General features: G+C 59.5%; 11 protein-coding genes. 7 read left to right on the forward strand and 4 right to left on the reverse strand.

The genetic code is table 11. The features are described 5' to 3' along the window. Positions 1–8: 8 nt before the first annotated feature. The 5 genes from EI77_RS09510 to EI77_RS09530 all read left to right on the forward strand — a co-directional run bounded on the left by EI77_RS09510 (position 9) and on the right by EI77_RS09530 (position 6,196). The gene (locus EI77_RS09510) at positions 9–1,358 is read left to right on the forward strand and encodes a DUF1501 domain-containing protein (RefSeq protein ID WP_133795037.1); all 1,350 of its coding nucleotides are present in this window, start codon (positions 9–11) and stop codon (positions 1,356–1,358) included. A 160-nt stretch (positions 1,359–1,518) separates the two neighbouring features. Then, entirely contained in the window at positions 1,519–2,409 is an 891-nt protein-coding gene (locus EI77_RS09515; protein ID WP_133795038.1) for a helix-turn-helix domain-containing protein, read from the forward strand. Between the two features lie 65 nt (positions 2,410–2,474). Then, entirely contained in the window at positions 2,475–3,710 is a 1,236-nt protein-coding gene (locus EI77_RS09520; RefSeq protein ID WP_133795039.1) for an MFS transporter, read from the forward strand. Between the two features lie 69 nt (positions 3,711–3,779). Continuing rightward, a complete protein-coding gene (locus EI77_RS09525) occupies positions 3,780–4,940 on the forward strand; it encodes a trans-sulfuration enzyme family protein (protein WP_133795040.1) in 1,161 nt (386 codons plus the stop codon). Between the two features lie 17 nt (positions 4,941–4,957). Beyond that, on the forward strand, positions 4,958–6,196 hold the full coding sequence (locus EI77_RS09530) for a hypothetical protein (protein WP_133795041.1): 1,239 nt from the start codon (positions 4,958–4,960) through the stop codon (positions 6,194–6,196). Here EI77_RS09530 and EI77_RS09535 read toward each other — a convergent pair. From EI77_RS09535 to tyrS, 4 genes are read right to left on the reverse strand one after another with little or no spacing between them, the layout of a single operon-like run. Further along, complete coding sequence (locus tag EI77_RS09535) at positions 6,183–8,477, reverse strand: AAA family ATPase (protein WP_133795042.1); 2,295 nt, start codon at positions 8,475–8,477, stop codon at positions 6,183–6,185. The two genes, EI77_RS09530 and EI77_RS09535, sit on opposite strands and share 14 nt — an antisense overlap. Positions 8,478–8,479: 2 nt before the next feature. Beyond that, positions 8,480–11,659 carry an AAA family ATPase gene (locus tag EI77_RS09540; RefSeq protein WP_133795043.1) on the reverse strand — a complete coding sequence of 1,060 codons (3,180 nt, stop codon included), beginning with the start codon at positions 11,657–11,659 and terminating at the stop codon, positions 8,480–8,482. Beyond that, complete coding sequence (locus EI77_RS09545; protein WP_133795044.1) at positions 11,656–14,964, reverse strand: AAA family ATPase; 3,309 nt, start codon at positions 14,962–14,964, stop codon at positions 11,656–11,658. The genes EI77_RS09540 and EI77_RS09545 overlap by 4 nt, the downstream gene beginning before the upstream one ends. A 32-nt stretch (positions 14,965–14,996) precedes the next feature. After that, on the reverse strand, positions 14,997–16,169 hold the full coding sequence (gene tyrS / locus EI77_RS09550) for a tyrosine--tRNA ligase (protein ID WP_133795045.1): 1,173 nt from the start codon (positions 16,167–16,169) through the stop codon (positions 14,997–14,999). Positions 16,170–16,432: 263 nt separating this feature from the next. Between tyrS and EI77_RS09555 the strand changes: the two genes are divergently transcribed. Further along, positions 16,433–18,556, forward strand: coding sequence for a cytochrome c family protein (locus EI77_RS09555; protein ID WP_133795046.1), 2,124 nt, complete (start codon positions 16,433–16,435; stop codon positions 18,554–18,556). Then, positions 18,550–20,007 carry a DUF7133 domain-containing protein gene (locus EI77_RS09560; RefSeq protein WP_133795047.1) on the forward strand — a complete coding sequence of 486 codons (1,458 nt, stop codon included), beginning with the start codon at positions 18,550–18,552 and terminating at the stop codon, positions 20,005–20,007. Before EI77_RS09555 ends, EI77_RS09560 begins: the two co-directional genes overlap by 7 nt. Positions 20,008–20,010 lie beyond the last annotated feature (3 nt).

Raw genomic sequence — 20,010 nt, forward strand, 5'->3', positions numbered from 1 at the left:
CAGCTGCCATGATCACCCGTCGTCATATCCTTCAGTCCACCGGTGCCGGTTTCGGCTGGCTGGCCTTCCAGGCACTCAGCCAGCAGTGGGCGCATGCCGCCGCACCGCCGAAGACCATCAACCCGTTGGCCCCGAAGCCGCCGCATTTTGCTCCCAGGGCCAAACGTGTCATCTTCATGTTCATGCAGGGCGGTCCCAGCCATCTGGACACCTTCGACTGGAAGCCGGAGCTAGTCCGGGCACAGGAGAGAAAGCTTCAAAAGTACATGGGCTCCGCCTTTGAGTTCAAACCTCGCGGCCAGAGCGGCATGATGATCTCCGAGGCCTTTCCCGAACTGGCCAAACATGCCGATAGCCTCTGCATGCTCAATGGCATGAAGACCGCCACCAACGCCCATCAGATGGCCACCGTCGCCCTTCATATAGGTAGCGAATCATTTGTTAGGCCGTCCATGGGTGCCTGGGTGGTCTATGGCCTCGGCTCAGAGGCTGAAGACCTGCCCGGTTTTGTCACCATCAATCCCATCGCTGACAACGGCGGTGCCATGAACTACGGCTCCGCCTTCCTTCCGGCTACCTTCCAGGGTACGCGCTTGAATTCAGGCGGCGGTGGAGTGGCCCACCTCAGCAACAGCCGCCTCTCCGATGCCGATCAGAAACGGCAGATCGAGTTCATCCAAAAGGCTAACCGCCGCCTGCTCGGCCAGGATCCTGGCAATCCAGAAATCGAAGGCGTCATTCAGTCCTACGAACTCGCTTACAAGATGCAGACCTCCGTACCCATGACACTGGACCTGGACCAGGAGCCTGCGCACATCCGCGAAATGTATGGGCTTGATAATGGCGATACCGAACGTTTCGGCACCCAGTGTCTCATGGCCCGGCGCATGGCGGAAAAAGGTGTCCGTTTTATCCAGCTCACCTCTCCCGGTTGGGATCATCACAACGGCCTGCGCGATAACCTCGGCCGCCAGTGCCACTCGATTGACAAGCCCATCGCCGGTCTCATCGCCGACCTGAAACAGCGCAACATGCTGGATGAAACCCTCATCATCTGGGGCGGTGAATTCGGCCGTGGTTCCGCTTATGACAACGAGCTGTACAACGGTCGCGGTCACAATGGCGGCGGTTATACCATGTGGATGGCCGGCGGCGGTGTGAAGGGCGGGTACGTCCACGGCAGCACCGATGAAATGGGCGATACCGCCACCACCGGTATCATCCAGACCCACGACCTCCACGCCACCATCCTGCATCTTCTCGGCATCAACCATGAACGCCTCACCTACCGCTACGCCGGCCGCAACTTCCGCCTCACCGACGTCGCTGGAGTCGTCGCCAAAGACATCCTCGCCTGAGGCAAAGTACTCCAGAGCTTTAGCTCGCGATAACATCGAACAAACCATTTCATTCCCGAGCTAGGATTCGATCACACCTCAGCTCGTAAAACATTGGAATGCCTCCCGCTCCTGAATAACTTTCGAGGCCAGCCGAGCTAAAGCTCTAGACTACTTTTCCATGAACCGCCGCACCATCCCCTCGCTCCAGATGAGCGACTACGGACAGGACAGCCTGCGGCAGCAAGGCGTGGTGGTCATGCCCCTGGAGCTTTCCATGAGCCGCGAGCCATCCCGGCTCATTCCGCATTTTCATGATTTCTTCCAGCTCTTCCTCATTCAGGGGCCCGCCCGCCTGATGCATGATTTCCGTGAATATGACGTCAATGGCGTAACGCTGTTCTTTCTCAGCCCCGGACAGGTGCACACCATTTATCCACGCAGCCCGTCCATGCATGGCACCGTCGCCTCATTCACGCAGGCTTTCTTTGATCATCAGTCGCCGCCGCCAAGCATGCTCTTTGAGCTGCCCTTCTTTTTCGCCTCGGGTGCTGCTCCTTCGTTCTCCGTGGAAAAGAAGGAAGCCGCCCGGATCATCGCCCTCTTCAGTGACCTCCAGCGGGAATACGATGAAGGCAGGCGCGGTGTCATGGAGGCATTGCGTGCCCTGCTGCGCATTCTCTTCATCGAGGCCAGTCGCCTGGAGGCCGTGGGTCACCCAGTGCAGGAGCCATCTCGCGCGGCCCTGCTGACCCGCCAGTTTCATCTGGCCCTGGAACATCACTTCCGGGAATGGCAGGCCCTGGCTCCCTATGCAAAGCAGCTGGGCGTCACCGTGAACCATCTCAATGACGTCATTCATGAAGAGACAGGTCATTCCGCAGGAGAGCTTATTCGTCACCGGCGGCTCCTCGATGCCAAGCGCCTTTTACTCCACTCGGACCTCAGTGTCTCCGAAATCGGGTACCAGATCGGCTTTCACGATCCCTCCTACTTTAGCCGCTTTTTCCGCCGTTACGTGGGCGAGACCCCAGCCGAGTTTCGAGATGCAATCCGAGAAAAATACCATTGAGATCCCACCATGCACCAGGGCTGTCCTTTGAATGAAGAAGCCTTTGGGCGAAGACTCATGGTCCTATGAATGAGACAGTGATCGAGGAGATGCCGCCCCGGGTGAGGCCTCAGCAGAAAGCCACGGAGACCGTGTTTGCCCTGCTCTTTGCCATCAGCTTTTCACACATGCTGAATGACACCATTCAGGCCCTGCTTCCCGCCATCTATCCGGTTCTCAAGGAGTCCTATGGACTCACTTTCACTCAGCTAGGTCTTATCACCCTCACCTTTCAGTGCACCGCCTCGCTCTTGCAGCCATTGGTCGGTTACATCACGGACAAAAGGGCCATGCCATATTCCCTGCCTGTCGGCATGGGCCTGACCTTGGTCGGCTTATTGCTTCTGTCCCAGGCGCATACTTTCCCGGCCATTCTGATCGCCTCGGCCATGGTCGGTAGCGGCTCCGCCATCTTCCATCCAGAGGCCTCGCGCATCGCCCACATGGCGGCGGGGAAGCGGCGCGGGCTGGCGCAGTCGCTGTTCCAGGTTGGTGGCAATGCAGGGACATCCATTGGTCCTTTGCTAGCCGCCTGGTTCATCGTGCCACACGGTCAGGCTGCCCTGTCATGGTTCTCCATCATTGCCATGGTGGGAGTCCTGGTACTCTTCCAGGTGGGGCAATGGCAGGGGCGAAACCTTCACCGCATTCACAAGAAGCGTGCGCCCATGTCCGGTTCCCTGAGTGACGCCCCCGCGACTGGCCGCATCGCCTTTGCCGTGGCTGTGCTGGTGATCCTCATTTTCTCCAAGTATGTCTATCTGGCCAGCCTGACTAATTATTATACCTTTTACCTCATGGACCGCTTCCAGGTCTCTGTGCAGCATTCGCAGTATTACCTGTTTATCTTCCTCTTCTCGGTAGCTGCGGGCACCATCATTGGCGGACCTGTGGGTGATGCCATTGGTCGCAAGCGGGTCATCTGGGTTTCCATCCTCGGCGTGGCCCCCTTCTCCCTGTGGCTGCCTCATGCCGGACTGCTGACCACGGCCATTCTGACGGTGATCATTGGTCTGGTGCTGGCTTCTGCCTTCTCGGCCATCCTGGTCTATGCGCAGGAACTCATGCCTGGAAAGGTGGGCATGATCGCCGGTCTCTTTTTTGGTCTCGCCTTTGGCATTGCAGGCATCGGCTCGGCCGTGCTGGGTGCGGTAGCAGACAAACAGGGCATCAACTTTGTCTTTCATGCCTGTGCCTACCTTCCCCTGCTGGGTCTGCTGACGGTGTTTCTGCCCGATGTCGAAACTGCCAAAGAGAAGTGACGCACCCCCGCAAGCGGGTGTACGAAGCTTGCATCTTGGGCTACAGCATGATTGTGTAATTACCCGACCATGAAAGACGACCCCACGGTGCCCAGCGCAGCACGTTTTGAAACCCGAGCCATCCACATCGGCCAGGATTACCGCAGCGAAACTGGTGCGGTGATTCCGCCGATCTACATGACCTCGACCTATGAGACGGGGAATCCTGGCGGTTTCGACTACACCCGCAGCGGCAGCCCGAACTATCGCAACCTGCAAAACACTCTGGCCAGCCTGGAGAATGCCCAGCACTGTACCGTATTCGCCAGCGGCGTATCCGCCATCACTGCCATCGCCTTTGGGTTGAAGGCGGGGGATACTGTCGTTTCAGAGCAGAACATCTATGGCTGCACGTATAGGCTCTTTGAGCGTGTGCTGCGGAAGTTCAATGTGGACATCCAGTATCTGGACCTCGCGGATACGGCGAATTATACCCGTATAGCCGAGATCAAACCAGCCCTGGTATGGTTGGAATCGCCCACGAATCCATTGCTCAAGATCCTCGACATCGCCGCTATCTCGGAGGTGGCGCATAGTGTCGGCAGTACGGTCGTGATGGACAATACCTTTGCCTCCAGTCTGTTGCAAAAGCCGCTGGATCTGGGTGCGGACCTGTCCCTGCTCAGCACCACGAAATATACTAACGGCCACTCGGATGCCTTGGGCGGTGCGGTCTGTTCCAACTCCGCCGAATGGCAGGAGAAGATGATCTTTGCCCAAAAGGCCCTGGGTCTGCAGCCCAGCCCCTTTGATTCCTGGCTGACTTCCCGCGGGGTGAAGACCGAGGCCATCCGCATGGAGCGGCACAGCGCCAATGCCCTGGAGCTGGCGACCCGCCTGGAGGGCCGTGCGGATGTGAAGAGTGTGCGTTATCCCTTCCTGCCTTCCAATCCGCAGTATGAGCTGGCGCGGAAGCAGATGAGCGGCGGCTCTGGCATGCTGCTCGCAGACTTTGGGCATACGCAGGATGAGGCCCTGGCCTTCATTCGTCGGCTTCGTCTTTTTACGCAGGCCGAGAGTCTCGGCGGCATCGAATCACTCGTATGCCATCCTGCAACCATGACTCATGCCTCCATACCCAAGGATATCCGTGAAGCCGCCGGCGTGACCGACGGGCTGGTCAGGTTTTCTGTTGGTATAGAGCATGTCGAAGACCTCTGGGCAGACATCGAACAGGCACTGAAAGCATAGGCACTCCTTACTGAATCATGGCCCTGCGTATAGATCTTGCCATCACCCATGGTGAACTGGACAACACCGAGCGTGGTCGCATTCGCGGTCGCCTCTGGCTGCTTGGCCGTGAACAGCCCGTGGAGTTGGACCTTGATGGCGATGCCTGGCGGGATGTGGCCGGCACCCGGCTCACTTTTAAAAACCCCACTCCCGTTCCTCAATCCACCTCGGCCCGGCTTAACACCGTCCAAATTGGCATGGCCGGGGATATCACCGCCTCTCGAAAGGTGAAGGTCTTCACCGTGGATGAGGAAGAATGGCAGGAAGCCTACCGTCAGGACCGCATTGATGAAGTGCCCACAGAATGGCGCAACAGCCTTTATCTGGAATGGTTCACCCCGGAGCAGGGCCGCTGTGTCGTGGAAAGCGCCGACTTTGAAATCACCATCTCCGAGCATGTCTGGGAGATGGATGAGGATGAGGAGGGTGCTCAAAAACTAGCTAACATGCAGGCCATGCGCGACTTCCTGGCCGGCATCATCCAGCGGCCTGAACCTCGTGAGGATACCGACTCCGAAGACGATACCAGCCTGGAGCTTTCAGAGGAAGAATGGGAAGAGCAACTCAAAGCCTCCGACCGCCTCACCGATGCCAGTATGGAAGCCTACGAGAAGTATGGCGAGGACAACGACTCTGAGGAAAAGACTGCATTCGTCATGGGCTGGGACCATCTGCTAGAAGACATGGCCGATGCCCAGGAAGGCGTGGAACCTTCTGAGAACGACAGTGAGGATAAGAAACGTCGGCGTGAGTGGAATGAACTCATGGACCAGGCTGCTGCCGAAGCTGAAGAGGCAGAATCCTGGCAGGAAGATGACGAAGAGGATGAATCCCACCCCCTCTATGAACAGGCCCGTGAGTATGTCGTCCAGGTCAGACGTGAGATGCGCCAGACCGGCCTCAACGAAGATCATGGCGAAGATCCTGATCATCCTCTGGACCGTTTTATGACCAACATCATGCAGATCAGCGGCAAGCTGGCCGGTGCCCTGCATTCGCGTCGTGATCTGGAGGACAGCAATGATCGTGGGTATGTACTTGCCATCACCAAGCGCTGCCTGAACTGGGCCAACGAAGCCCTCGCCGCCCTCCAAGATATGCAGGCCACCCCTGCTTATGCCGTCCATCGTCCTTTGTTCGAGACCTGGAAAACCGGGGTGCTCAACCTGCGTGAAGGCATCAATCAATTGCGGGATGAACTTAAGGAGGAGTAATCTCCGTCGTGGCCCTGTTTGCGTCCCAGGTGACACGCAGCAGAAGGTCCTTGCTGGCGGGATGGGTGACGATCCATCGTGCCAATGGCATAACAATGAGTTCTTCAATCCGGCGCTGAAGTGGACGTGCACCATAGACAGGGTCAAAGCCGCGTTCGCAGACTGTTTGCAGCAGGGCATCGCTGATCTCCAGCCGCAGGCCGCGCTGGGCCAGACCCTCCCGCTGGATGAGGGCGGCGATCTCCCTCTGGGCAATGGATTCAACGGCACTGCGGCCCAGGGGCTCAAAGGTGACGACCTGATCCAGGCGGTTGAAAAATTCAGGCCGGAAGAATTGGGTGATGGCGCTTGTGTCTGAACGTGCAGCCTCTGTGGCAGATGCCGGACCAAAACCCAGGGCGCTGCCTTTCCGCGCGCCCAGGTTGGAGGTCATGATGATGACTGTACTGCGGAACCAGGTGGTGCGCCCCAGGGCATCGGTGAGGCGGCCTTCATCAAAGACGTTCATCAGCGTATCGAAGACCTCAGGCGCGGCCTTTTCCACCTCGTCCAGGAGAAGGACGGTGAAGGGGTTTTGACGCAAGCGTTTGACCAGGTCGGAGGGTTCTCCAAAGGCATCGCCAAGCAGGCGGCGGGCTGCATCGTGGCCAGCGTATTCGCTCATGTCCAGGCGCACAAGCCGGTCATTGGGCTGGCGGTTGGGGAAGAGATAGTCCCCCAGGAACTTGGCCAATTGTGTCTTGCCTGTGCCAGTAGGGCCGGTGAAAAGCAGGACAGCCAGAGGGCGGCGTGGATCATTGAGCCCAGCTTTGAATTTTAACAATGTGCGGCAGACTGCATCCACCGCCTGCGGCTGGGCGATGAGACGTTCACTGAACCAGGAACGCAGTGCTTCTGGATCTAGCACGGCAGTTTCATCCATGAGCTGATCAGGCAGGCCAGTGCCTTCAGCAAAGAGGCGGCGCAGATCCGCCAGAGCCACCTGGCGGCCGCCTGCTTCACGTGCACGCGCAGCGGCTTCGTTCATCAGGCCCAGCGGAGTTCCGGGAAAGCCTGCATAGGGTTGGAAACGCTTGCACAAACGGCCCGCCTCGCGCGCGGCCTCCATTGAAAAATCCATGGCCCCGCTGCCATTGAGAGACTGAGCGGCCAGATTCAATACGCGGTCTTCCTGGGCCGGTGCCAGCGGATGCATGCGCTGGATGGAGAAGGCATCCAGGAAGCCTGGCAGGCTGCGTTCACAGGCATCCACTTCCGCAGGTGTGGCTTCGACCACAAGCCGCAGCTCGCCTGACTGAAGATAGGGAATTAAAAAAGCGGCGAGACTGCTCTCCGGATTGCTGCCTCCCAGCCGCAGCAGCTCCTGTAGGCTTTCGATGCCCAGGATGGCCTCCGCGTTTCTTGCTTCGGCGATGACTTCCTCCAGCCGTTCCTGCCACTCGCCTAACCAGCGCATGCCAGCGATGAGGCGCGAGCCGCTGGTGATCCAGAAGCGCTGCGCTTTGCGCCCACTTTCCCCAGACAGCTTTTCCACCCGGCGGGCGGCTTCAATCAAAACGGCCGATTTTCCACAGCCGGATTCACCCACCAGCAGCACGCTGCCCCGGCTTTGACGCAGGCGGTTTTCCAGGTCGGTCACCTCCGCATCACGCTCCCAGGTGCGGGATGTTTTGCGCAGGGCAGGGGATCCCGCGTGCTCGGCGACTTTGGGCAGCACCTCCAGTTTAAAGTCATCCTCCTTCTCCTTCTGACGGCGCGGGGTGAAGGAGATCGCGTCCAGCTTCCATTCCACAGGTGAAAGCAGCCGCATGAGGCTGGCAGGGGTCAGCCCTTTCAATTCCTGGCGCGCATAATGAAGCGCCATTTCTTCCACCTTGTCCTGGCCGCTGAGCTCAAATTCTACATTGAGTGTCGGCAGCATCGCACAGACCAGCCCGCTCTCACGCTTGCCTACTACGCAGGGCAGCTTCAGCGTCACCGCTTCAGCACAGGGCACACTGCGGGTGCGGTTATGACCGTCCTTGACCTTCACTGCATACTCGGGCACAGCCTGGACCTTCACCACGCGCATTTCCGGGTCCTGGAAATCAGGTGCGACCATCCACAAATCACCGCTGCCATCCACGCATTGCAGGTAGTCCTTTAACTCCCGCAGCACGGCTGTGGGGGTGGCTCCGCTGGCGGAACCATAACTGGCCATGTCATCCAGCAGTCGGCCTGCCCAGCCACCCTGAGGGGAGCTGCGCCAGAGCACGACATTAAAGCGGAGGGTGCGGGACATGATCAGAAAGAAAGCGGTTCAGTACAGGCCAGCGCCAATGCCATTTCGAGGGGCAGGCTGTCATCGGTTTCCATGCACAGGCCGGTGCGTAGATCCAGCAGGCGACGACCCTGTCGGATGTGGCTGATTTCCCCTGTGCCTGAAGGCAGTTCCTGGCAGGAGTAACTGGTGAGCACCAGGCTTTCCTCGAAGCTGGCATGCACTCCGGTGAATGCGGCAGCAAGCTTTTGCAGACCGTGGCCTTCCAGGATGAGATGCGTGCCATCTGGGTTCAGGGCATCCACAAAAGCATCCTTGCGCCAGCCGGGAAGGGAAAGCTTGGCAGATGAAACCAGCGTCCATGCTTGCGGTGACGGACCTTCATCCGCAGTCAGCATCAGCAGGCGGTTTACCCGCCACAGCAGACGCAGAGCCATGGCGGTGGATCTGGCCATGGGCTGAGCCAGATCCAGTCTGGCTGCCACCTGTCTGGCGGACATGTCCGAGCCTAACAAATCATGCAGCAAGTTTTCAATGCCTGCCTCAGGCATCACGCAAAGGTAATCGTCCAGCGTTTCGATGAAGGGTTTGGTGCCTCGGGAGGCGGAGGCTTTTTTGCGCGCTTTTTCCATGGCCTCCAAGGATGCTTCGGTCTGGTGCAGTTGCTGCCTCAGGGCGTTGCTTTCATCCCGCAGGCGGTAATACCAGGCACGCAGGGCGGAGATGCCGTCTTCACTGTCATTGAGCTTCCAGTCATCCAGGCGTGCGTTCACTTGGTCCAGGCCCTGATGCGCTTCATCCACCCTGTCCAAGAGCTCATCATGGGAGAGCCGGACCGGCAGCCGCAGGGTCTGAGCCACCTGACGGTGGACTTCGCAGGTGAAGTGAAGGGCACCGTTTTGCAGCGTCGTTTGCACCCGCACGGCACGGGAGGTTTTCCAGGTCATCAGGTGAGCGGCCAGCGGCTCCACCAGATGTGTCTCGATGGCACGCCGCAATGCACGGGCACCATATTCAGGATCGTATCCGCGCTGTGCCAGGAAACCGGTGCTGTCTGCATCCAGCAGCACCTCCACACGCCGATCGCGCAGGCCCTGCCGGGCGAGTGCACGGGAGGAAAGCGTACCCGCCAGATGCTGGATGTCCTGCCTGCGCAGTTCATGGAAGGGGACGATGCGGTCCAGGCGGTTGAAGAATTCCGGCCTGAAGAATTTCTCCGCCGCTTCCCGATAAACTTCCTTTTCTTCCGCCGCCCGGTCATCAAAGCCGAGTCGGTGCCGCGTCTTCTGGGCTCCGATGTTGGAGGTGAGGATGATGAGGCAGTTGCAGAAGTCCACCGTCTGGCCCTGGGCATCGGTGAGGCGTCCTTCCCCCAATACCTGGAGCAGGAGGTCGAAGACATCCGGGTGGGCTTTCTCCACTTCATCAAACAGCAGCAGGCTAAAGGGCTGGCGTCGCACCCGCGAGGTCAGCAGACCACTGTGCCCCGGACTGCCGATGAGGCGCAGGGCCGCATCCCCGCCGCTGTATTCATTGAGGTCAAAGCGCAGCATCTTTTCCTCACTGCCAAAGACAAATTCCGCCAGGGCCTTGGCACATTCCGTTTTTCCAACGCCGGTCGGGCCGAGGAAGAGCAGCGACCCGAGCGGCCGCCGCGCATCATTCACCTCCGCACGGGCCATGAGCACTGTTTCCGTCATGGCGCTCACAGCCGCCGTCTGGCCCATGATGCGGCTGGAGAAAAATTCCTGCAAGCCGCTGGGCGTCATCGACTGGCTGTTATCAATCATGGTTAGGCGGATGCCATGACGTGAGGCAAACCAGTCCAGCACCTGCCCTGCGCCGACGGTCTCCAGTTTCAGGGTTCCTTCATCCGGGAACTGATCGGCAAAGGAGCCCGCCAGCGCGGTTAGCATCTCCACGCCCTTTCCAGGAAAAGCCCGGGCACGACCAAAGCGAGTCTGCAGGCGCATGATCAACGGCAGGATCTCCGGGGCCAGTTTCAGGCGGGACCGAGTCTCCAGCATCTGCAGGCTGCGGATAAGGATGCGCAGGGTGCTGTCATCATCCATTTCACGGACATGGATGACCTGAAACATGCTGGCAAAGGCACGGTCCGTTTCACGCAGTCGGCCCCAGGCTTCTGGGGTGGACTCCGCCAGGATGGCCACCGGTTCATGCTCTTGGCGTGCCTTCAGCACCTGGCCGAGTGACAGATCACTGCCCGCGGTTTTACCGGCTTCAAAGAGGCCTGGCAGATCATCCAGCACCAGGATATGGCGCTCCTGCCGCATTTCTGCCAGCATGGCTGTCCAGCGCTGCTCCCATTGGCCGATGTAAGACATGCCGCTGATCACCCGCTGGGGTGAGACATGCCAGAAGAGGCCGCGTTTAGTGCTCTCCGCCTTTTCCATCCGGCGGCGTACGCATTCATGGATGAGGGCGGTTTTGCCAGCCTTGGAGCGGCCTACCAGCAGCACCATCGGAGTGGTGGCTTTGCGCTGGGTGAACCAGGACAGCAGCTCGCCCACCTCATTCTCACGCAGCAGGGCGTGGTGGAGATCATTGGGGTACAGTGCGTCCAGGCAGCGGCCTACTTTGCGCAGTTCTTTCCCACCATCCATGGGGGTGTCATCGCCCAGCGACAGCTTGCGGGACGGGGCTGCGGGCAGCGCCTGCCTGCCGGGAAGAACCACGCTGACGTGCGTCAGGTGCGGCTGGCTGCCAGAGAGCCATTCTTTAGGATCAAAGTCCGCTTCGTTTTCTTTTTCGAGCTTTCTCAGATGCTCCGTGAGCACACGCTTCAGCTCATCTTCCAGGTGCGTGCCGGGAGTGCATTCAAAGCTGAGTCCGCCACCCCTTGGCAGTACCGCCTGGCGGCATCCGGCGCCTTCAAAAACAGCCACATAGAAATTGCCCTCAAAGGACTGACGGCGCAGTTCAATGCGCAGGCGGATATTCTGGCCGGTGGCGGGTGGTGAAAAAGTCCAGGGCAGGAGCTCCCGATGGTCTGGCGATGTTTTCTCTTCGGCCAAGTTTTTGGTGATGGCACTGGCCAGGCGTTGGAGTGCGCGGTCCTCCCGGACATCCGTTTCATCACGAGTCCAGGACGGCATGAACAAGGGCCGGACGCGGAAGCGCGCCTTCTCGCCCTCCTCACGGTGGTGGTCGGCATAAACCGGGATGGAAAGGCGCAGGTTCATGCCAGAGCCTCCTTCAATACGGCTTCACGGAGGCCGCGCAGAAGCCAGCTTTTTTGGAAGCTGCCGGATGTCCGGATTCCGCCGGGACCGTCACGCACCAGCATGCGCACGGGGTCATACTGGCGGCGGATCACGCCTTTTTCCAGATTTGGCTGACCAATGATTTCTGTCGTGGCCAGCATCAGTTCGGTGAGGTCCTGCGCATTGTCTTCGGGCACACTGACTTCGATGCGGCAGGTCCAGTCTTTCTCCGCCTGGATGGCTTTTCGTTCGCTGGGACGTGCCGGCTTTTCAGGTTCATCCTCCTTGTCCCGGCTGGCTTTCATGAGGTGCAAGCCGCCTTCGTTTTTCAGTAGCAGCGTGGCTTTTTCACCACTGATCCACAGGGCCATGGCGGCGACTTTTCCCGGCTCTTCCTGCCAGAGCTGGAGTTGATCGGCCTCTTTTTCCGGCACATAGGCAAAGGCATATTGGCCATCCTGGCTCAGCAGTTTGGCCGGGGTCTGTTTGTGAAACACACCTGCCTCCACCTTGCCGCCCAGGTCCAGTGCTAGGTCGCGATACATCGCCGCAAAGGCCATCATGCTTTTGCCCGGCTGGCCGTGGATGAGAAACAGCAACCGCTTCGGTGGTGGCTGCCATAGTGCATAGGCCTCCAGCACGGCTTCCTCCAGATCGTTTTTGGAAAGCGGGTCACGTCGGTTCAGCACAGCCAAGTCGCTGTGATGCAGGGCCAGGATGAGGCCCTCCTCATGCGTGAGCTGCTTCTGCGCATCCTTGTCGATGCGGGCCAGGCATTGCTTCAGCGTTTCCGTCTCAGGATCATGTGCCGTCCAGGCCACCGCGTTTTTGGCTTTGCCCTGGCTGTTGCGCTGGCGCTGCTGTGCCATCCTGAGTCGGCCTTGCAGACCGTTCACCATCGTGCTGCTGCGCAGGCTTTCGTAGGCCTGTCGCAGGTGGGCTGTGCTGCGCAGCCGGTCACGCAGATTTTGCAGGGCCTGTTTCTCCTCTGTGTTGGTGCCAGGCTTGACCACTTGCAGGAGCACATGGCCCAGGCTGTCCAGATCCGCCTTCAACAGGCTTTTTTCTGCCACGCCTTCAGCAATCAGTGCGGAGATAGGTGCCAGCAAATGCTCAGCCACGCGGCGCTTCAAAGGCCGGGCTCCATAACGCGGATCATATCCTTCCCGCGCCAGATTTTGAACCACGGCCTCGCTCACTTCCAGCCGCAGTCCTGCTTTGACAAAGCCGGGTCGCAAAGCAGCCGTGGCGATCTCACGACGGGTCAGGGAGACCACAACTTCGCTGCTGAGCGGCTGATAAGGGACGATGCGGTCAATGCGGTTGAACATCTCCGGTCGCAGGGCTTTCTGCACCGCTGTGGTGAAATGATCCGTCGCATCCTGGTGCGCGGCACCGCCACTGCTGAAACCCATGCGACCTTTGGAAAAATCCTGCGCTCCGAGGTTGGAGGTCATGATGACCACGCAGTTGCTGAAATCCGCCGTGCGGCCTGCGCCGTCGGTGAGCCGGGCCTCGCCTAACAATTGAAGCAATAAATCAAAGACCGCCGGGTCTGCCTTTTCAAACTCGTCCAGCAGCAACACGCTGAAGGGTTGCTCACGCACGGCAGCAGTCAGCAGCCCTTCACGTCCATCATGGCTGCCGCTCACCAGCCTCTGCGCGCTCCAGGGCTGACCGTACTCGCTCATGTCCAGGCGGATCATGCGCTCTGCGCTTTGGAAAAGGAATTCCGCCAGGGCCTTGGCCATCTCAGTTTTGCCCGTGCCTGTGGGGCCGATGAACAGCAGCGATGCCAGCGGCCTGCCTGGACGGGCGAGCCCTGCCTTGATCTGGGCGATGACGGACACCACCACATCCACGGCTTCGCCCTGGCCTTCGACCCGGTTTTGAAACCAGGTGCGGGTGATGTCGAGATCCAGCGGTGTCTCTGGATTCAGCAAGTGCTCCGGCATGCCAGTCTCGCGTGAGAAGGCGGCATAGACATCTGGCTCTTCGACGAGGCGCTCTGCCGGGATGTTTTCATGCAGGCGGGTCATGAAACGCAGCGGTGCACCTGGAAAGGCTGAATAGCCCAGATAGCGCCGGTGCAGAGATCTCACCCGCTCTAGCGCGGGCCGGGAAAAGCGTGCGCGGTCACCGGCTAGTTTGGTGGAGGCGGTGAGCATCAATGCCGCCAGCTTTTCCGCCTGCGGTTCCTCCAGTTTCAAGATGCGGAAGGCATCGGCAAGACGCGGGTCCTGTTTCTCGATCACGACCATTTGCTCATGCGTACATTCGACGATGACCTGGAGCTCCCGCCGCACCAGATACGGGCGCAAAAAGCTGGCGATGCTTTCGCTCCCGGTGCTGCTCTGGCCCACGTTCATGAGTTCGAAGAGGTTGCCCAGATAAAGGACCAGCTTTTGTTTTCGTGCCGTTTCCACCAGCTCCCGGCAGCGCTGCTGCCACATGCCAAACCCGCTGGCACCAGCGATCAACCGGGTGCCGCTGCTGCGATAAAATGGCTGCTGGCCCAGGCCAAAGTCACTGCGCCGTCGGGCCATTTCCTGGGTTAACGCGGTCTTACCCACACCTGCTGCACCCAGCAGCAGCACGCTCGGCTGATCCGGCAGAGTGAGCAGGCGGGACAGTTGCTTGAGTTCCGTTTCCAACTCATAGGCACGAGGCAGAAAGGCACCCTCCATGCGGGTGCAAAGCTGGGCGAGGATGTCCGGTCCCTGATCTTCGTTGAGGAATTTTTTCCAGCGGTCCACGGCGGTTTCCAGCCGTGGGCTCCAGGTCACCGGCTGCACGCTCACTTCACCCCGGGCCAGCATGGCTAGGCGCAGCAGGGAGGTGTTCCATTCGCCCCGCTTCAGGGCGCTGAGCGCATGCTCATTCAGCATCTTCGGCAGCCGCTCGCGGTCCGGGGCGATGACGGCGATGCCCAGTGCAGGCACAGTGGCCAGAACGTGTGCTCCTTGCTCCCAGACGACTGCTTCCAGAGTCATGGTCACTGGCTCGCGCCAGGCTTCCGTCCTCTTCGCGGGCTCCACCTTCAATTCCGCCCGCATGATTTCAGGTGTGCCCGAAACTGAGCGGCGCGTGATTTCATCCAGCGGTTCATTTTTCAGCAGGTCCTCCGCCAGATCCATCAATGCCGCCTTCGACGGGCGCTCCTTATTGGCCAGCGTCGCCAGCTCCGGAAACAGCAGCAGCTCCACCATCAACTGCGCCTCGCCCTCCGCACTGGTTTCCAGCGTGCGGGTGATGAGGTGAAGGGTGGTGTCAATGTCTGACATGGGAGGAGCATTGGCTCAAAGCAGGGGCCTGCTCACGCCAGCCGCACGCTACGCTTCTTATCCAGCTTCAGCACGGCACCGCTTTCCCAAGCGGGTTCGGCTTTGGGGTCACTGAGTTTTTCGCCGTTGAGCTGGATGCTGCCGCCTTGGATGAGGCGGCGGACTTCACCGCCGGAGACGGGTTGGTTGAAGACGGACTGGTAGGCGTGTTGCACCACACCGAGCACGTCTTTGCGGTCGCTGAGGGTGAGGTGGGGCAGCTCGACGTTGGCGAGATCTTTTTTGCTGAAGCGGAGGTCCCAGTCATCGCGGCATTCTTGGGCAGCGGCTTCGCTGTGGTAAACGGCCACGCATTTGCCAGCGAGGGCTTTTTTGGCCTCCATGGGGTGCATCGTCGCATCCAGTTCTTCACCGAGGACAAGTAGGTAGTACTTCGCCATCAGCTCATCCGGGATGCTCATCAGCTTGCCAAACATTTCCTTCGGAGCATCGGTTAGGCCGACGTAATTGCCGAGGGACTTGGACATCTTTTTGACGCCGTCCAGACCTTCCAGGAGGGGAAGGGTCATGCACACCTGTGGCTCCATGCCTTCTTCTTTTTGCAGGTCGCGGCCTACCAAGATGTTAAACAACTGGTCGCTGCCGCCGATCTCCACATCGGACCGCACCACGACGCTGTCCCAGCCCTGCATGATGGGGTACTGCAGCTCGTGCAGGCGCACCTCGGTGCCATTTGCCACGCGGTTTTTGAAATCTTCGCGCTGAAGCATCTGCTGCAGGGTCACGCGGGCATTGAGCTTGATCACCTCCATGAAGGGCATCTCTTTAAACCAACTGCCGTTGAAGACGACTTCCGTCTTTTCCTTGTCGAGGACGAGGAAGGCCTGGTCGGTGTAGGTCTTGGCGTTGGCCAGCACTTCGTCGTAAGTCAGCGGCGGGCGCGTGGTGGAGCGGCCGCTGGGGTCACCGATCATGGCGGTGAAGTCGCCAATGATGAGGACGATCTGATGGCCGAGATCCTGGAACTGGCGCAGTTTGCGCAACGCCACGGCATGGCCCAAATGGATGTCCGGGGAGGTGGGGTCCACGCCCAGTTTGATGCGCAGGGGCTTGCCCTTGGCCAGCTTGGCGGCGAGTTCTTTTTCACTGTGAATGGTCACAGTGCCGCGCTTGAGGAGATCGAGTTGTTCAGAGACAGAGAGCATGATGGGAAAGGGAAAACGGAAGTGCCGGAGGTACAGCATGTCGAATCTGAGGCAAATGACAAATGGCCAGAGCAGCCGGGGATGCTTTTTGCGTGCGAACTTTTCCGCAATCGACACTGGTCCAGGCTCATGACCACGCAAGAAGACGGGGTAGCCATGCGTAAATGCTCGGCTGATCTCCACTGGCTTGGTTGCCCGTTTGCGGGGCAGTCCCCATGAGCCCCGCCCGACTACCTTTAATCCTCAGCCTTTTTCTGCTGGGAATGCCCTCCACTGATGCCGTGGCGGAAAGTGCTGCGCCGAAAGTGATCGGTTATGAACGCCTGCATGCACAGGGTGATGGCATGAATAAGGAGGCGGGAGAGCTGTTGCTTTCTGAGCTGTCCTGTCTGGCCTGTCATGGTGACGGGCCGCGCGAGCCTGCTAAGCCGCTAGGATGGAAGGCGGGGCCTGATCTGAGCTCGGCCGGTGAGCGCCTGCGTGCTGAATGGGTGCGTGCTTTTCTTCATGATCCCGCCGCCACCCGGCCTGGGACCACGATGCCAAACCTGATGGCTGGCCGTCCGGAAGTTGAGCGTGCGGAGCTGGTCGAAAATCTGACGCATTACCTGATGCAGCAGTGTGAGCCTGTGACGGCGCGGGAAAGCTTTGTCGGCGTGGCCAAGCAAGGGAAGGAGCTTTTCAACAGCGTGGGCTGTGTGGCCTGTCATACGGATCTGCCGCTGGAGGGACTGGGTGAAAAATACGCCGCAGGTCAACTCGCGCGCTTTTTGGAGAAGCCTCTCCAGGTGCGGCCCTCCGGTCGCATGCCGGATCTTCGTCTGCCTGCAAAGGATGCGGCGAATCTGGCGGCTTTTCTTTCTGGCCCGGCTGAACCGCAAGCGGTCATAGCAGCCTTCACGGTGGATCCAGCCAAAGCGGGTCGGGGAGCTGAAGCGTATCAATCTTTGGGCTGTGTGAGCTGTCATGACAGTAGCAAAGCTCAAATCGCGCTGGTGCCTTTGCCTCCGGGCGAGTCACGAATGAAGGCAGGCTGTCTGGCTCCGGAGCCGACGAAAGGCGTGGCGCATTATCGCTTGAGCGAGGACCAGCGGGAGGCCATCCGCAGTGCATTGACGGCACGGGCGGTTGCAAAACCGGAGGCTGAAGAGCAGGCGCTGCCAGCCGAGGTGCGTCAGGTGATGCTCCAGCGGAATTGTTTCGCCTGCCATGTGCGGGACGGGCTAGGCGGACCGAAGGCGGACGTGGCGGTTCATTTTACCTCCACCAAGGATGACCTGGGGGACCTGGGGCGTCTGCCGCCGCCGCTGGATGGAGTGGGTCGCAAATTCCAAAGGCCAGCGCTGGAGGCGATCATTCATGGCCGGGATCCGGTGCGCAAATACATGGGCGTCAGGATGCCGGACTTTGGCACCGAATTTGCCCGTGAACTGAGCAAGCTTTTGGAGAAGGCGGATGCCGGTTCAAAAAACGCGCCGGTGGTGGCTCATGGCTCTGCCCAGGTGGCAGGGCGCAATGACTGGGGGCGTGAATTGATCGGCATCAAAGGATATGCCTGCATCGCCTGTCATGAGTTGCAGGGCCATGCTTCTCTGGGCATCGGCGCTTATGATCTGGCGCACATGCCCCGGCGGCTGCGGCCTGAGTGGATTCGCGATTTCCTGCTGAATCCGGCTCTTTACCCCACAGGCTCGCGCATGCCGCCGTTTTGGCCTGCCGGGAAACCGATGAATCCGAACATTGGCGGCGGCACAGCGGACAGCCAGATCAGCAGCATCCTCACTTACCTGATGGAGTCGGATGAGAGCCTGCCGCCGGAAGGCATTGCCGACCGCACGGCGAATGAGCTGAAGCCGACTGATCGTCCCATCATCTTCCGCACCTTCCTGGCGGGTGCTGGCACGCATGCCATTGCTGTCGGTTTTCCAGGCGGAGTGAATGTGGCTTTTGATTCGCTCACTTCCCGTTGGGCCCTGGCTTGGCGTGGCCGGTTCCTGGATGCGGACAGCACCTGGAACCAGCGTTATTCAAAGATGGAAAAGCCGCTCGGCGAGGCTCTAATACGGCTGGGAGAAGCGGGCACGCTTTCAGTTCGCGGGAAGAAAGACCTCCTGCCGCAATATCGCGGTTACCGCATTGGCGAAGATGGAGTGCCTGTTTTTGATTATACGCTGGGTTCACTGGCCGTGGAGGACAGGGTAGAACCTCTGCCTAACCAGGGATTGCGAAGGACATTGAAAATCAGCGGCCAAACCACCGAGGGTGTGCAGTTCACAGCCAAGCCGCCCACCGGAGTACAGGTGAAGCTTTCCAATGATGCCGGGCTTTCGTTTCGCATGAAGTTTAACAAAGGCGTGGCCGAACTCGTGGAGGAGATCACATGGTAACCAAGCGCCACGCATTATCCCTCCTGGCGGTGCTTCTGGCTTTCACCGCCCATGGCGCGGAGAGTTATCAGATCGTCAATATCCAGCATCCGGAAGACCTCATCCTGGAGGCTGGCGGCCTGGCCAAGATCCCGGGTGGAAAGCTGGCTGTCTCGACTCGTCGCGGGGAAGTGTGGATCGCTGAAAACCCGTATGCCAAAGATGGCAAGAGGGTGAAATGGAAACGTTTTGCCAGTGCCTTGCATGAGCCGCTGGGCCTGGCCTTTCATGACGGCGCACTCTATACCGCCCAGCGTAGCGAGGTGACACGCATGGCGGATTCCAATGGCGACGGCATCGCTGATGAATACCGCTGCATCGCCAAAGGCTGGGGCGTGACGGGTGCCTACCATGAGTATGCCTACGGACCGAAATTTGATCCTGCTGGTAACATGTGGGTCACGTTGAACTGCACCATGGGCCCGATGGCGCTGCCTAACAAAGAGTGGCGTGGATACAGCCTTCGCATCAGCCCGGACGGGCAGTGGCAGCCGGTCTCTGGCGGTATGCGCTCCCCCTGCGGCATCGGTATCAATGAAGTGGGGGACGTCTTTTATTCAGATCAGCAAGGCCACTGGAATTCCGCCTGCGGCATCCATCATATCCGCCAGGGGGCCTTCCATGGGCACATCCCTTCCTTTGCCTCCTGCGAGCTTCCGGGGGCACCCTTTGCGAAACCTGAGCCGTTTGTGGAAAACGTGCCGGTGCCAGAAGCCGCGCAACGCATGCCTGTGTATAAACCTGCCGCCGTGTGGATGCCGTATCGCAAGATGGGCATGAGTACGACCGACATCGTACTCGATGACACTGGAGGAAAATTTGGTCCTTTTACAGGTCAGTTCTTTGTGGGTGAACTCACGCTTTCATGCATCAACCGCGTCTTTATGGAAAAGGTCGGCGGTGAATACCAGGGTGCGTGTTTTCCTTTTCTCGAAGGTTTTGAAGGCGGCGTGTTGAGGCTGGAATTTGGCGAGGACGGTTCCCTTTTCGTCGGTGAAACCAGCCGTGGATGGAACTCTGCAGGCAGCAGGACCTATGGCCTGGACCGTGTCATCTGGAATAAACGCGCTCCTTTCGCCATGCGCACCATGGAGGCCAGGGCCGGGGGCTTTCACTGCACTTTTACCCAACCGGTCACCCCTGCTGCCGTAGCCGCCGCCACCTGGCAGATGCGCAGCTACACGTATGAATATCATGCCTCGTATGGAGGCCCTGACATCAATGTCAAAGACCTCTCCGTCAAGGTGGCCAGCATCGCCAAAGATGGCCTCAGCGCCGAGCTTGAAATCCAAGGTCTCCGCGAAGGTTACATCCACGAACTAACCGTCACCGGCCTGCTTTCCAACGGAGGATCCCCGCTCACTCCGACCATCGCCCATTACACGCTCAACAAGATCCCAACCGCTCCCTGACCT

It is taken from the genome of Prosthecobacter fusiformis, assembly GCF_004364345.1.
GTDB lineage: Bacteria > Verrucomicrobiota > Verrucomicrobiia > Verrucomicrobiales > Verrucomicrobiaceae > Prosthecobacter > Prosthecobacter fusiformis.

What these genes read in the sequence shown, in the direction of transcription:
- EI77_RS09540 (WP_133795043.1), bottom strand. Translation starts at nt 11,659, where the DNA reads ATGAACCTGCGCCTTTCCATCCCGGTTTATGCCGACCACCACCGTGAG.
- EI77_RS09530 (WP_133795041.1), top strand. Translation starts at nt 4,958, where the DNA reads ATGGCCCTGCGTATAGATCTTGCCATCACCCATGGTGAACTGGACAAC.
- EI77_RS09510 (WP_133795037.1), top strand. Translation starts at nt 9, where the DNA reads ATGATCACCCGTCGTCATATCCTTCAGTCCACCGGTGCCGGTTTCGGC.
- EI77_RS09520 (WP_133795039.1), top strand. Translation starts at nt 2,475, where the DNA reads ATGAATGAGACAGTGATCGAGGAGATGCCGCCCCGGGTGAGGCCTCAG.
- EI77_RS09555 (WP_133795046.1), top strand. Translation starts at nt 16,433, where the DNA reads ATGCCCTCCACTGATGCCGTGGCGGAAAGTGCTGCGCCGAAAGTGATC.
- EI77_RS09560 (WP_133795047.1), top strand. Translation starts at nt 18,550, where the DNA reads ATGGTAACCAAGCGCCACGCATTATCCCTCCTGGCGGTGCTTCTGGCT.
- EI77_RS09525 (WP_133795040.1), top strand. Translation starts at nt 3,780, where the DNA reads ATGAAAGACGACCCCACGGTGCCCAGCGCAGCACGTTTTGAAACCCGA.
- EI77_RS09535 (WP_133795042.1), bottom strand. Translation starts at nt 8,477, where the DNA reads ATGTCCCGCACCCTCCGCTTTAATGTCGTGCTCTGGCGCAGCTCCCCT.
- EI77_RS09515 (WP_133795038.1), top strand. Translation starts at nt 1,519, where the DNA reads ATGAACCGCCGCACCATCCCCTCGCTCCAGATGAGCGACTACGGACAG.
- EI77_RS09545 (WP_133795044.1), bottom strand. Translation starts at nt 14,964, where the DNA reads ATGTCAGACATTGACACCACCCTTCACCTCATCACCCGCACGCTGGAA.
- tyrS (WP_133795045.1), bottom strand. Translation starts at nt 16,169, where the DNA reads ATGCTCTCTGTCTCTGAACAACTCGATCTCCTCAAGCGCGGCACTGTG.